The sequence below is a fragment of the Pantoea sp. X-Soil-OKNW-713 genome (assembly GCF_059730685.1).
Genome location: NZ_AP035995.1, coordinates 863,563 through 876,303 on the forward strand (window position 1 = coordinate 863,563; position 12,741 = coordinate 876,303).

The window sequence follows — 12,741 nt, forward strand, 5'->3', positions numbered from 1 at the left end:
ATACTGGCAGGATTCCGATAAATTTGCCGTCGTGCCGCACATCGCAATTTTTTCGCTGCATTATACAGCAGGGCTTGACCCTCCCGCAGGGGCAAGGTTTACGCTGAGGTCTTATGCACAATAAGGATATGAATATGCAACGTCGTCATTTTCTGAAGCTGACTGCTGCTCTCAGCGCGGCAGGTGCCCTGCCCCTGTGGAGCCGCTCATTGATGGCTGCCACGCGCCCTTTATTGCCGATCCCCGCTCTGCTGGAAGCGGATGCGCACGGCACCTATAACCTTATCGCTCAGGCAGGCACCAGCCAGTGGAACGGCAAAGCGGTACCGACCTGGGGCTACAACGGTAGCCTGCTCGGCCCCGCCATTGCCTTGCAGCGCGGTAAACCGGTGAACGTCAATATCCATAACCGTCTGCCGGAAGCGACGACCGTCCACTGGCACGGGCTGGAAGTACCCGGTGCGGTGGATGGGGGGCCTCAGGCGGTCATCGCGCCCGGAGCAACCCGGCAGGTGAGTTTTACCCCGGATCAACCCGCAGCGACCTGCTGGTTTCATCCCCACCAGCATGGCAAAACCGGCCATCAGGTCGCTCAGGGGCTGGCTGGACTGGTGCTGCTTCAGGATGACGCATCCGGCAAATTGCGCCTGCCCATCCAGTGGGGCGTTGACGATGTCCCCCTGATTTTCCAGGACAAGCAGCTAACGAAAGATGGCAGCCGCATCGAATATCAACTGGATATTATGCGCGCGGCAGTGGGTTGGTTCGGCGATATGATGCTGACCAACGGCGCGCAATATCCACAACATGCGGTGCCTCGCGGCTGGTTGCGCCTGCGTCTGTTGAATGGATGTAACGCCCGTTCACTGCATATCGCCACCAGCGATAAACGTCCGTTATATGTGATTGGCAGCGACGGTGGTTTGCTGGCGGAACCGGTGAAGGTGGAGAGCCTGCCGCTACTGCCAGGCGAACGTTTTGAAGTGATGGTCGATACTTCCGACGGCAACGCCTTTGATATGGTGACGCTGCCAGTGACACAGATGGGTATGATGCTGGCCCCGTTCGATCAGCCACTGCCGTTGGTGAATATCCTGCCGCTGCGTGTCATGGCGAGCGGCGCGTTGCCGGATAAGCTGGTGGATCTGCCGCCAGTACCCGCGACCGAGGGGCTGCAAACCCGTTGGTTGCAACTGATGATGGACCCGCAGCTCGACAGCCAGGGGATGCAGGCGTTGATGGATCGCTACGGGGCAAAAGCGATGGGTAATCATCACGGCATGGCCATGCCAGCCGACAAAAAGCCGATGGACATGAAGATGGACATGGGCGGCATGCAGATGGATCACGGCAACATGGCGATGGATCACAGCGGTCATGCTAAGGCTGCGCCGGGTTACGATTTTCATAATGGGAACAAAATCAATGGCGTTGCCTTTGATATGGCGAAGCCGATGTTCGGTGCGAAACTTGGCAGCATGGAGAAATGGACCATCTCCGGCGAAGGCGACAGCATGCTGCACCCGTTCCATATCCACGGCACCCAGTTCCGTATTCTGTCAGAAAATGGCAAGCCGCCGGCTCCACACCGCCAGGGCTGGAAAGATATGGTCAGCGTCGATGGCTGGCGCAGTGAGGTGTTGGTGCGCTTCAACTATGTCGCCAGCGCTGAACATGCCTACATGGCGCACTGTCACCTGCTGGAACATGAAGACACCGGCATGATGCTGGGCTTTACCGTGACTTAACTGGCTAACGCCTGCCGGATATCTTCAATTAAATCATCGGCATGTTCGATGCCGATGGATAATCGCACGGTGGCGTCAGTGATACCAATACGCTGACGTACTTCGGCGGCGACACCAGAATGGGTGGTGCTGGCCGGATGGCTGGCGAGTGATTCGGTGCCGCCGAGGCTCACCGCCAGTTTGAACAACTTCAGGGCGTTGAGGAAACGGAAAGCGGCAGGCTGACCGCCGCGAATATCAAAAGAGAAGGTGGAACCTGCGCCAAAGCACTGACGACGATAGGTTTCCCCGGCGCTGCTGTTTTTATCGAGGAAGGGGAGCCAGTACAACTTCTCCACCTGCGGTTGATCGCGCAGAAACGCCGCCACTAACGCTGCGTTGTGCGCGGCTTTCTCCATCCGCAACGACAATGTTTCCAGCGAACGGCCAATCATCCAACTGGAATGAGGATCAAGCTGGGTACCAATGGCGCTGCGCAGCGACCGTACCTGATCAATCAACGCTTTTCTACCCAGTACCGCACCGGCAATCAGGTCAGAGTGGCCGCCGACATATTTGGTCAGGGAATAGAGCGACAGGTCAGCACCCTGTTCCAGCGGGCGCTGAAAAATCGGGCCGAGCAGGGTGTTATCACAGGCAATAATCGGGCGGGAACCCTGGTGCTGAGCAATCACCTCGGCGACTTCCACCATCAATTCAATATCCACCAGACTGTTGGTGGGGTTGGCGGGGGTTTCAATCAAAATCAACGCCACGCGTCCACGTTGCCAGGCCAGTTTAGCGGCTTCGTGAACTTTCTCTTCATCGGTGCCATCGCTGAAACCAACGGCTTTAATTTCGAGATTATGGAGCGTCTTGCTGAGCAGGGTTTCGGTGCCGCCGTACAGCGGCTGTGAATGCAAAATCACCTCACCTGGCCGGGCAAAGGTCAGCAAGGTGGTGGCAATCGCCGCCATGCCGGAAGAGAACAGGGCGGCGCGTTCTGCCCCTTCGTAAATTGCCAGCCGATCTTCAACAATTTCGCTATTGGGATGATTAAAGCGTGAATAGACCAGGCCGCCGCTTTGGCCCTCGGGCGGTTCCCGGCGACCGGCGACGAAATCAAAAAAATCCTTCCCTTCTTCGGCGCTGTTAAACACAAAGGTGGAGGTGAGGAATACCGGCGGCTTAACTGCCCCTTCCGACAGGCGTGGATCGTAACCGTAATTCAGCATTTGTGTTTCGGGATGGAGCGAAGAGGTATCAGGCGGCGATTTTTTGCTGGATGAAGAGGTCATAACGTCTCCGGTTGGCTGGGTGCTTTTTATACAGTTAACGTCAGAGCAATATTTTTCGCCACGGTAACGTTTGCGTTGTGTGCGCGGCGTCAGCGCTTAATTGGACTATGATAGACTGCGTGGCTTTCTTAAGACACCTAACCGGGCTGAATGCAATGAAACACACCGTCGACGTGATGATCTCTGAGCAGGAGATCGCAACCCGTATTGCCGAGCTGGGCAAACAGATTAGCGACCATTACCGTAACAGCGGCCGTGAAATGGTGCTGGTCGGGCTGTTACGCGGTTCCTTTATGTTTATGGCCGATCTGTGCCGCACCATTGAGGTGCCGCACGAAGTCGACTTTATGACCGCCTCCAGCTACGGCAGCGGCATGTCCAGTACCCGTGATGTGAAGATCCTGAAAGATCTTGACGAAGATATTCGCGGTAAAGACGTGCTGATCGTCGAAGACATCATCGATTCCGGCAACACCCTGAGCAAAGTGCGCGAGATCCTGCGTCTGCGTGAGCCGCACTCGCTGGCGATCTGTACCCTGCTGGACAAGCCGGAACGTCGTGAAGTGGATGTCACCGTTGAATATGTTGGCTTCGCCATCCCGGACGAATTTGTGGTGGGTTTTGGTATCGACTACGCCCAGCGCTATCGTCATCTGCCGTACATCGGCAAAGTGGTGCTGCTCGACGAGTAACCGCACAATCTTCCAAGGCTAACCTTTCCCGCCTGCGATAAGATGCGCAGCCCGTCGGCCAGTGGCTGACGGGTGGCGCTGCACGCGTTTCCCCCGCGCTGCGCTGAGTGGTAACATAATCTCTGCTAAACTCCTTTAAATTCACGACTTTTATCACCTGGTCACTCATTTCTGATTACAACAAGGTATGGATTCGCAATGACTTATGCACTGGAACTTTCCGGGCTGACCAAGACCTATCCCGGCGGCGTACAGGCGCTGAAAGGGATCGATCTCAGCGTGGAAGCAGGTGATTTTTATGCCTTACTGGGGCCGAACGGTGCCGGTAAGTCCACTACCATCGGCATTATCAGCTCGCTGGTGAATAAATCTGGCGGCAGCGTGCGGGTGTTCGGCTATGACCTGGAAAAGGATGTGGTCAATGCCAAGCGCCAGCTGGGACTGGTGCCGCAGGAATTTAACTTCAACCCGTTTGAAACCGTATTACAGATTGTGGTTAATCAGGCCGGTTATTACGGTGTGGAACGTCGTGAAGCGAATATCCGCGCCGAAAAATACCTGAAACAACTCGATCTGTGGGGCAAGCGCAACGAACGTGCGCGTATGTTGTCTGGCGGGATGAAACGCCGCCTGATGATTGCCCGCGCGCTGATGCACGAACCCAAGCTGCTGATCCTCGATGAGCCAACCGCGGGTGTCGATATCGAACTGCGTCGCTCCATGTGGGTGTTCCTGAAGGAGCTGAATGCGCAGGGCACCACCATCATTCTGACCACCCATTACCTGGAAGAGGCGGAAATGCTGTGCCGTAATATCGGCATTATCCAGAGCGGTGAGCTGGTGGAAAACACCTCGATGAAAGGTTTGCTCTCTAAGCTGCAATCCGAAACCTTTATCCTCGATTTAGCGCCGCGCAGTCCGCTGCCGAAGTTGGAAGGTTTCCAGTATCGTCTCGTCGATACCTCGACGCTGGAAGTTGAGGTGATGCGTGAGCAGGGGCTGAACAGCGTTTTCAGTCAGCTCAGCGCGCAGGGTGTTCAGGTATTGAGTATGCGAAACAAAGCTAACCGCCTTGAGGAGCTGTTTGTCAGCCTGGTGCAGGGAAAAACAGGAGCCAAAGCATGACGCATTTATATTGGGTGGCGCTCAAGAGCATCTGGACCAAAGAGATCAACCGTTTTGCCCGCATCTGGATTCAGACGCTGGTGCCACCGGTGATCACCATGACGCTGTATTTCATCATCTTCGGCAACCTGATTGGATCGCGCATCGGTGATATGCATGGTTTTAGTTACATGCAATTTATCGTGCCGGGTCTGATCATGATGGCGGTAATCACCAACGCCTACGCTAACGTGGCCTCCTCGTTTTTCAGCGCCAAGTTTCAGCGCAACATTGAAGAACTGCTGGTGGCACCGGTGCCGACGCACATTATCATCGCCGGGTATGTCGGTGGTGGTGTGGCGCGTGGTGTCTGTGTCGGGATCCTGGTGACAGCGATATCGTTGTTCTTCGTGCCTTTCCAGGTCTATTCGTGGACGATGGTGGCGGTTACGCTGCTGCTGACGGCGATTCTGTTCTCGCTGGCCGGTTTGCTGAACGCGGTATTTGCCCGCACCTTTGACGATATCAGCCTGATTCCGACCTTCGTGTTGACGCCGTTGACCTATCTTGGAGGGGTGTTCTATTCGCTGGCGCTGCTGCCGCCATTCTGGCAGGCGGTGTCTAAGCTGAATCCGATCGTGTATATGATCAGTGGCTTCCGCTACGGTTTCCTCGGCATCCATGATGTACCGCTGGAGCTGACCCTGTCAGTGCTGGTGGCGTTTATCGTGGTGTTTTACGCGCTGGTGTATGTATTGATACAGCGTGGGCGGGGACTGCGAAGCTAAGGCAGAACTGTGACGTAGCGGCGCGATTTATCGCGCGATTTTTTCCGGCAGCCCGCGCGGAATCGCACGATAAATCGCGCCGCTACAATGCTATCAGGCGACCTGCACCGGCAGCGCTTTTGCGATGCGCTTCATCTCGTTATCGCCCTCAAAGTAGGCCACTTTGGGCTGCCAGCTACGGGCAACTTCATCTTCCACCTGCACATAAGAACAGATGATCATGATGTCGCCTTCACAGGCGCAGCGTGCGGCAGCACCGTTGACGGAGATAATCTTTGAGCCACGCTCAGCGGCAATGGCGTAGGTGGAAAAACGCTGGCCGTTGGTGACGTTGTAGATGTCGATGGCTTCATATTGCAGAATGCCAGAGGCATCCAGAAAGTCCTGGTCAATGGCGCAGGAACCTTCGTAATTCAAGTCTGCCTGGGTCACTTTGACGCGATGCAGCTTGCCCTGTAATACGGTACGAATCATAGCGGTATAACCTTATAAAAATGATCCCTTACTGGGTCAGATCCACTTGCTGATTATCAATCAGACGGGCGTTGCCCAGCCAGGCAGCCATCAGAATCACGGCTCGTTGGCTATCGACGGTCAGCGGCTGGAGCGTTTCGGCATCGCAAATCGCCAGACCATCCGGGCGGAAACCTTTCTCACGCAGCGCCTGTTCGGCAGTCTCGATAATCTCTTCGACATGGCGCTCGCCATTGCTGAGACGCTCGGCCATAGCGTTCATCACCTGGCTTAAACCGGGTGCCAGTTTACGCTCATCGGCGGTGAGATAACCATTGCGCGAACTGAGCGCCAGGCCATCTTTGGCACGTACCGTTGGCACACCGACAATCTCGATGTCGAAGCCCATATCCGCCACCATTTTGCGGATGATAGCCAATTGCTGAAAATCCTTTTCACCGAAACAGGCGATATTGGGTTGCACCAGGTTGAACAGCTTGCTGACGATGGTGGAGACGCCACGGAAGTGGCCCGGACGGCTGGCGCCTTCCAGCAGCGATGACAGTCCCGGCACTTCAACAAAGGTTTGGGTGTCCAGGCCTTTGGGATAGACATCAGCCGGTGCGGGAGCGAACACCAGGTCCACGCTGTGGCGATTCAGTTTTTCGCAGTCGTCCTGCAAAGTACGCGGGTAGCGCGCCAGATCGTCGGGACGATCGAATTGCATCGGGTTCACAAAAATCGACACCACCACGATATCGGCGCGCTCGCGCGCAGCATCGACCAGCGTTAAGTGTCCGTCGTGCAGGTTGCCCATGGTAGGCACCAGCGCGATACGTTTGCCTTCCTGCCGCCAGCGACGAATCTCGCGACGCAGCATCGGCAGTGTTTCAATGATCAGCACTGCACATCTCCTGATTTACTGGAAACTGTGTTCGGCGGCCGGATAGCTGCCCGCCTCAACTTCGGCAATATAGTGGCGAATCGCCGCGCGAATGTCGCCGGTTTCTGCGAGGAAATTTTTGGCAAACTTCGGGATATGGCCGCCGGTAATGCCAAAGGCATCGTGCATCACCAGAATTTGTCCATCGGTGACATTGCCTGCGCCGATACCGATAACCGGAATCGCCAGCGCTTTGGTGACGCGTTCTGCCAGCGCCACCGGCACGCATTCCAGCACCAGTAACTGCGCACCTGCCGCTTCCAGCGCCAGCGCATCTGCCAGCAGACGTTCTGCACCCGCTTCGTCGCGGCCCTGAACTTTATAACCGCCGAAGATGTTCACCGACTGCGGCGTTAAGCCAAGATGACCACATACCGGCACCGCGCGCTCGGTCAGCATCTGCACGGTTTCTGCCAGCCAGGCACCGCCTTCCAGTTTGACCATGTTGGCCCCGGCACGCATCAACTGTGCCGCGTTGTCGAAGGTCTGTGCGGGCGTGGCATAACTCATAAACGGCAGGTCAGCCATCACCAGCGCCTGTGGCGCACCACGACGCACTGCGGCGGTATGATAAGCGATATCGGCGACCGTCACCGGCAGGGTCGATTCATGGCCCTGTACCGTCATGCCGAGCGAATCACCAATCAGCAGCACCTGAATACCTTCGTCGGCAAACAGGCGGGCAAAACTGAAGTCATAGGCCGTCAGCGTGGCAAACTTGCGGCCACTGGCTTTCCACTGGCGCAAATGGGAGATGGTTGTGGGTTTCATCGCACTCTCTCAGTATTTTCTGATGGGCGCAGTGTAAAGGATTGGCGGTGCAGGTGATATGACTGGCGTGCGATTTTACCAGAAACGAATCGCGCTTTGGTCGAGCGCTGCCAGCACAGGAGCGAGTGGGGTGCCGTCGGGCAACGTCAACTGAGGGGCGATCTCCAGCAGCGGCAGCAGCATAAACGCGCGGTTGTGCATGTCATAATGCGGCACCGTCAGGCGTGGCGTGTTAATCACCGCATCGCCAAACAGCAGGATATCCAGATCGAGGGTGCGGGGTCCCCAACGCTCGGCTTTGCGCACCCGGCCATGTTCCAGCTCAATGCGCTGGGTATGGTCGAGCAAGGTTTCTGCGGGCAAATCTGTCTCCAGCGCCACCACCGCGTTGAGGTAATCCGGTTGATCCGGTGGGCCGTAAGGCGGGGTGCGGTACAGCGACGACGTAGCAACGCGGGTGGTGTGCGGCAGTGCATCCAGCGCTGCCAGCGCTGCATCAACCTGATGCAGCGGGTCGGCGAGGTTACTGCCTAAAGCGAGATAGACGCGGGTCATGGCGCGCTGTTGCTGCGTGGGGCAGCAGGACGGCGACGAGGACGACGTGGTTTACGGCGTGGTGCCGGATCGTCGCCCAGCGTATTCAGCATGGTTTTCTGCGTCGTCGGGGCGGCGGCCTGGAATTCCCCCCACCACTGCGTCAGACGTTGCAGCTCCGGGTTGTTTTCCACTTCGGCACGCAGCGCCAGCAGGTCATAGGCCGCGCGGAACTTAGGATGTTCCATCAGCTTCCACGCACGTTTGCCGTGGCGACGCGACATCCGCAGTTGTAACTGCCAGATATCACGAATCAGCGTGGTGATGCGCTTCGGAATCGCCAGCGCGCGGCAGGCTTCATCCAGCGTTTCGTTCATCGCCAGAGCAAAGGCATCGTAATAGGTCAGGCCGCTTTCCTGGGCGATTTGTTCGGCAGATTCCAGCTGCGGATACCAGAACATCGCGGCAAACAGGAACGCCGGATTGACGCGCATATCATTCTGTAGGCGGGTATCGGTGTTTTTCAGCACCTGTGCCAGCATGCGCTCCATCGGGCTGTCGCTGTGTTCGGTGAAGCCACGCGTCAACGTCGGGAACAACGGCTGGAACAGTTGATACTCACGCATCATCTGATAGGTGCGGTAGCCATAACCGGCTTGCAGCAGCTTGAGCGACTCTTCGAACAGGCGTGCGGGCGGAATGTCATGCAGCAGGGTGGCAAGACGCGGAATCGGCTCGGCAGTCTCCGGCGCAATACGCATATCCAGCTTGGCGGCAAAACGCACCACGCGCAGCATACGCACCGGGTCTTCGCGATAGCGCGTTTCCGGATCGCCAATCAGGCGAATGATGCCTTGCTGCAAATCCTGCAAACCGCCGACATAATCGCGCACCGTAAAATCGGCCACGCTGTAGTACAGGCTGTTGATGGTGAGGTCACGACGCTGGGCATCATCTTCGATGCTGCCGAAGATGTTATCGCGCAGCAGCATACCGTTTTGCCCGCGCTGTGAGCTGTTGCGATCTTCTTCGCCTTCATCCATCTGATGATGGCCACGGAAGGTGGCAACTTCGATCACTTCCGGCCCGAACATGACATGGGCCAGGCGGAAACGGCGTCCCACCAGACGGCAGTTGCGGAACAATTTGCGCATCTGCTCCGGGGTCGCGTTAGTGGTGACATCGAAATCTTTTGGTTTCTTACCCAACAGTAAATCGCGCACACCGCCGCCTACCAGGTAGGCTTCGTAACCGGCTTTGTTCAGGCGATAGAGCACTTTGAGGGCATTTTCGCTGATATCTTTGCGTGAGATGTTGTGGCTTTCACGGGGAATGACGGTCATCAGACTTTCGGTTTCCACCTCTTCAGGCACCTCCTCGTCACGCTTGAGGACTCTCCGGCAAAAATTAGCGACTCGGGTAAAAATGGGACACCTCGACAGTGACATTAATGGTGTTGGTAAAATCAGCGGCTAATCATAGCTTGTTGCGAACCATTTGAGAATGGCGTTGTCGTTTCATCCGGCTTCAGGGCGTTTTCCTGTGGGATCAGACGGATATTCCACCGGGCGACCGCCTGTTTTAACAGGGTTTCCAGCGATTCATCCTGCCATCCTTCTGATACCGGTTGACCCAAAAAGTTTAACGCCTGAACCAGCAACGGTCGCGCATCGCCCGCGGGCAGCGCGGGGGCATGGTTCTGCTTGGACAGTTTGTTACCATCGGTATTCACCGCCAGCGGCAAATGCAGATACGCAGGGACTGGCCAGCCAAACTGTTGATACAGGGCCACCTGGCGCACCGTTGGTTCAATCAAATCCGCGCCGCGAACAATCTCGCTGACACCCTGAAAATGGTCATCTACCACCACCGCCAGGTTATAGGCAAACAGGCCATCACGGCGATGAATAATAAAATCTTCCTCTGCCAGCCGGGTATCCGCAACCAGATGACCGCGCAGACGATCGTCAAAGCCATACACCGGCGTATGCTGGCGCAGGCGTAGCGCGGCATGGTGTGATCCGAGCTGCAAATCGCGGCAGTGGCCGTCATAAAAACCGCCCAACTGCTGAATACGGCTGCGCGTACAGGTGCAAAAATAGCTCTGGCGCTGCTCGCGTAGCCAGTTTAAGGCTTCACGGTATGCCTCATGGCGCTGCGACTGCCACAACACTTCGCCATCCCAATGCAATCCATACTGCTCCAGCTGCTGCAAAATGCGGCTGGCGGCACCGGGCACTTCACGCGGTGGATCGATATCTTCGATACGCACCAGCCAACGCCCTTGTTGTGCACGCGCACTCAGGTAGCTGCCTGTTGCAGCAATCAGCGAGCCAAAATGAAGTTCACCAGAGGGAGAGGGGGCGAAACGCCCAATGCAGGGAAAATTAGACATTTTTTAATGTGCACCGCACGGCGGGAAAACAGTGGTTTTCCCTGCTGTGCGGCGACAGTCTGTTCACGGCCATTAGCCAGCCATCTGCTTCTCGCGGATTTCTGCCAGCGTCTTGCAGTCAATGCAGAGATCGGCGGTCGGACGCGCTTCCAGACGACGAATACCAATTTCAACACCGCAGGATTCGCAGTAGCCGAAATCGTCATCTTCCACTTTCTTCAGCGTCTTCTCGATCTTTTTGATCAGCTTACGCTCGCGATCGCGGTTACGCAGTTCCAGACTGAATTCCTCTTCCTGCGCGGCACGGTCAACCGGATCCGGGAAGTTGGCAGCTTCGTCCTGCATATGCGACACAGTACGGTCGACTTCATCCCTGAGTTGATTGCGCCAGGCTTCCAGAATCTTGCGGAAATGGCTCAGCTGGGCTTCGTTCATATACTCTTCGCCCGGTTTCTCCTGATACGGCTCCACCCCAGCGATGGCGAGGATACTCAGGGACGATGTTTTACGGTTTTGCCCTTCTTGCATGTTGTTTCTCCTGGATAACACGCACCACCCGTCATATGTCAAGTTCCAGCATGTTGGCTGCGGTGATACTGGCGGCCGGTCTGCAACTTGCATTACTTAGGGTATATCGATTCCCAACAGGGAAAAAAACAGGCCGCTATAAATAGCAGAAGCAATCAAGGTTGGCAATTATTCATGATCACACCTTGACAAGCCTGTGAGGAACAGCGTATTCAGCGCACCGCTCAGAACATTCCTATCACAACAAATTGCTAAGAATATTACAACTCTACCCTTATCGGCTGTGTCAGTAACATTTTTAGCGGTGATATGTGAGCCTGATACGCCAATACTTCCACGCCACACCGTTGCGCCTGTACCAGTAGTTCTGCGTATTGCGCGTCGATATGGCGCGCCGGGGAAACGTCCTCAATCCCCGTGTGCAAAACGGCAAACAACAAAACGGCCCGATGGCCCTCTGCCACGATATGTCGCAGTTCGCGCAGATGCTTTTGCCCGCGGGCCGTCACCGCATCCGGAAAATAGCCTTTACCATGCTGTAAAAGGGTGACGGACTTGACTTCAATATAGCAGTTCGATCTGCCCTTCGCTTGTAGCAGGAAGTCAATTCGGCTTTTTTCCGTGCCATATTTCACTTCAGACTGGCAGTGGTCATAAGAGGAAAATTCTGGAATTACACCGAGATTTATCGCTTCTTTCACCAGTTGATTGGCGCGCAGCGTATTGACGCAGATCCAGTGCCCCTGCTGGGTTTCGGTCAGTTCCCAACTGTGAGGATATTTACGTGTGGGGCTGTCGGACGTGGAATACCACACGGTATCGCCTGGCGTGGCGCAACCGGTCATCGCGCCAGTGTTGGCACAGTGGATGGTCAGCGTCTCACCTTCCGGGGTGATGACATCCGCTAAGAAACGCTTATATCGGGCGATTAAACGGGCCGGTTTGAGTGGCGGGGAGAAATGCATTCAGTCTCCTGTCGGGGTGGATAACGGCCAGCGGGCCAGCACCTGATAGCGGGTTTGGCCCTTTTCGAAGCGCGAGGAGCATAAGACGAAATGGCTCACATCCAGACGCCAGTGAAAACCGCGCGGCGGAAGGGCGACTTTATGGGCCGCGTTGCGCAGCAAGGTGACATGCGGGTGAAACGATGGCGCGCTTTGCGCACAGCCATGTCGTGCCGCCTGGGCGCGCAGCAGGTTGGCCAGTTGCAGTAAACCGCGTGGCGGGCGCTGGCAACCCAGCCACACCACGCCAGGACGCGGCCAGTGTCCGGCATCATCCAGATCGATAGCAAAACCCGGCTGGCTAATCCGTCCGGCGAGTTGTTGCAGGCGCAGCGAGGTTTCATCGCTGACTTCACCGAGGAACGCCAGCGTCAGGTGCAGATTGGCTGCCGCTATCGGGCGTCCGGCGTCTTCGGCAAAGTTTTCGGCTCGCCAGCGCACCAGCTCCTGCTGCAAAGGCGCAGGCAGTTCGAGAGCAAAAAACAGACGTTGGGTGGTCATCGT

Annotated in this window: 14 protein-coding genes; 4 read left to right on the forward strand and 10 right to left on the reverse strand. The window is 56.4% G+C overall.

What is annotated here, in order from left to right; genetic code table 11:
- Nucleotides 1–134: 134 nt before the first annotated feature.
- Nucleotides 135–1,748, forward strand: coding sequence for a multicopper oxidase CueO (gene cueO, locus AC6I8R_RS03840; protein ID WP_497831928.1), 1,614 nt, complete (start codon nucleotides 135–137; stop codon nucleotides 1,746–1,748).
- Here cueO and AC6I8R_RS03845 read toward each other — a convergent pair.
- Nucleotides 1,745–3,025: a cystathionine gamma-synthase family protein gene (locus AC6I8R_RS03845; RefSeq protein WP_208724809.1), complete on the reverse strand. Its 1,281-nt coding sequence runs from the start codon at nucleotides 3,023–3,025 to the stop codon at nucleotides 1,745–1,747. The two genes, cueO and AC6I8R_RS03845, sit on opposite strands and share 4 nt — an antisense overlap.
- 155 nt (nucleotides 3,026–3,180) lie before the next feature.
- Here AC6I8R_RS03845 and hpt point away from each other — a divergent pair, with 155 nt between their 5' ends.
- The 3 genes from hpt (at nucleotide 3,181) to AC6I8R_RS03860 (ending at nucleotide 5,609) form a co-directional block, all read left to right on the forward strand.
- The gene (gene hpt, locus AC6I8R_RS03850; protein WP_021184693.1) at nucleotides 3,181–3,717 is read left to right on the forward strand and encodes a hypoxanthine phosphoribosyltransferase; all 537 of its coding nucleotides are present in this window, start codon (nucleotides 3,181–3,183) and stop codon (nucleotides 3,715–3,717) included.
- 198 nt (nucleotides 3,718–3,915) lie between these two features.
- The gene (locus AC6I8R_RS03855) at nucleotides 3,916–4,842 is read left to right on the forward strand and encodes an ABC transporter ATP-binding protein (protein WP_013507912.1); all 927 of its coding nucleotides are present in this window, start codon (nucleotides 3,916–3,918) and stop codon (nucleotides 4,840–4,842) included.
- Complete coding sequence (locus tag AC6I8R_RS03860; RefSeq protein WP_021184692.1) at nucleotides 4,839–5,609, forward strand: ABC transporter permease; 771 nt, start codon at nucleotides 4,839–4,841, stop codon at nucleotides 5,607–5,609. The genes AC6I8R_RS03855 and AC6I8R_RS03860 overlap by 4 nt, the downstream gene beginning before the upstream one ends.
- A 93-nt stretch (nucleotides 5,610–5,702) precedes the next feature.
- Here the strand turns inward: AC6I8R_RS03860 and panD are convergent, their stop codons facing one another.
- The 9 genes from panD to thpR form a co-directional block, all read right to left on the reverse strand.
- Entirely contained in the window at nucleotides 5,703–6,083 is a 381-nt protein-coding gene (gene panD, locus AC6I8R_RS03865; RefSeq protein ID WP_013507914.1) for an aspartate 1-decarboxylase, read from the reverse strand.
- A gap of 28 nt (nucleotides 6,084–6,111) precedes the next feature.
- Nucleotides 6,112–6,966: a pantoate--beta-alanine ligase gene (gene panC / locus AC6I8R_RS03870; RefSeq protein WP_021184691.1), complete on the reverse strand. Its 855-nt coding sequence runs from the start codon at nucleotides 6,964–6,966 to the stop codon at nucleotides 6,112–6,114.
- Nucleotides 6,967–6,981: 15 nt separating this feature from the next.
- Entirely contained in the window at nucleotides 6,982–7,776 is a 795-nt protein-coding gene (gene panB, locus AC6I8R_RS03875; RefSeq protein WP_021184690.1) for a 3-methyl-2-oxobutanoate hydroxymethyltransferase, read from the reverse strand.
- 75 nt (nucleotides 7,777–7,851) lie between these two features.
- Nucleotides 7,852–8,331 (reverse strand): 2-amino-4-hydroxy-6-hydroxymethyldihydropteridine diphosphokinase, encoded by a 480-nt coding sequence (gene folK / locus AC6I8R_RS03880; RefSeq protein ID WP_415174577.1) that lies wholly within the window; start codon nucleotides 8,329–8,331, stop codon nucleotides 7,852–7,854.
- Entirely contained in the window at nucleotides 8,328–9,737 is a 1,410-nt protein-coding gene (gene pcnB, locus AC6I8R_RS03885; protein ID WP_415174596.1) for a polynucleotide adenylyltransferase PcnB, read from the reverse strand. Before pcnB ends, folK begins: the two co-directional genes overlap by 4 nt.
- 38 nt (nucleotides 9,738–9,775) lie before the next feature.
- Nucleotides 9,776–10,705 (reverse strand): tRNA glutamyl-Q(34) synthetase GluQRS, encoded by a 930-nt coding sequence (gene gluQRS / locus AC6I8R_RS03890; RefSeq protein ID WP_497831929.1) that lies wholly within the window; start codon nucleotides 10,703–10,705, stop codon nucleotides 9,776–9,778.
- Between the two features lie 72 nt (nucleotides 10,706–10,777).
- Nucleotides 10,778–11,233, reverse strand: a complete 456-nt coding sequence (gene dksA, locus AC6I8R_RS03895; protein WP_013507920.1) for an RNA polymerase-binding protein DksA — start codon at nucleotides 11,231–11,233, stop codon at nucleotides 10,778–10,780.
- A 260-nt stretch (nucleotides 11,234–11,493) separates the two neighbouring features.
- Nucleotides 11,494–12,198, reverse strand: a complete 705-nt coding sequence (sfsA, locus tag AC6I8R_RS03900) for a DNA/RNA nuclease SfsA (protein WP_021184686.1) — start codon at nucleotides 12,196–12,198, stop codon at nucleotides 11,494–11,496.
- Nucleotides 12,199–12,738 (reverse strand): RNA 2',3'-cyclic phosphodiesterase, encoded by a 540-nt coding sequence (thpR, locus tag AC6I8R_RS03905; protein ID WP_021184685.1) that lies wholly within the window; start codon nucleotides 12,736–12,738, stop codon nucleotides 12,199–12,201.
- Nucleotides 12,739–12,741: the final 3 nt, after the last annotated feature.

What these genes read in the sequence shown, in the direction of transcription:
- thpR (WP_021184685.1), bottom strand. Translation starts at nt 12,738, where the DNA reads ATGACCACCCAACGTCTGTTTTTTGCTCTCGAACTGCCTGCGCCTTTG.
- AC6I8R_RS03860 (WP_021184692.1), top strand. Translation starts at nt 4,839, where the DNA reads ATGACGCATTTATATTGGGTGGCGCTCAAGAGCATCTGGACCAAAGAG.
- sfsA (WP_021184686.1), bottom strand. Translation starts at nt 12,198, where the DNA reads ATGCATTTCTCCCCGCCACTCAAACCGGCCCGTTTAATCGCCCGATAT.
- panB (WP_021184690.1), bottom strand. Translation starts at nt 7,776, where the DNA reads ATGAAACCCACAACCATCTCCCATTTGCGCCAGTGGAAAGCCAGTGGC.
- dksA (WP_013507920.1), bottom strand. Translation starts at nt 11,233, where the DNA reads ATGCAAGAAGGGCAAAACCGTAAAACATCGTCCCTGAGTATCCTCGCC.
- folK (WP_415174577.1), bottom strand. Translation starts at nt 8,331, where the DNA reads ATGACCCGCGTCTATCTCGCTTTAGGCAGTAACCTCGCCGACCCGCTG.
- gluQRS (WP_497831929.1), bottom strand. Translation starts at nt 10,705, where the DNA reads ATGTCTAATTTTCCCTGCATTGGGCGTTTCGCCCCCTCTCCCTCTGGT.
- cueO (WP_497831928.1), top strand. Translation starts at nt 135, where the DNA reads ATGCAACGTCGTCATTTTCTGAAGCTGACTGCTGCTCTCAGCGCGGCA.
- AC6I8R_RS03845 (WP_208724809.1), bottom strand. Translation starts at nt 3,025, where the DNA reads ATGACCTCTTCATCCAGCAAAAAATCGCCGCCTGATACCTCTTCGCTC.
- hpt (WP_021184693.1), top strand. Translation starts at nt 3,181, where the DNA reads ATGAAACACACCGTCGACGTGATGATCTCTGAGCAGGAGATCGCAACC.
- AC6I8R_RS03855 (WP_013507912.1), top strand. Translation starts at nt 3,916, where the DNA reads ATGACTTATGCACTGGAACTTTCCGGGCTGACCAAGACCTATCCCGGC.
- panD (WP_013507914.1), bottom strand. Translation starts at nt 6,083, where the DNA reads ATGATTCGTACCGTATTACAGGGCAAGCTGCATCGCGTCAAAGTGACC.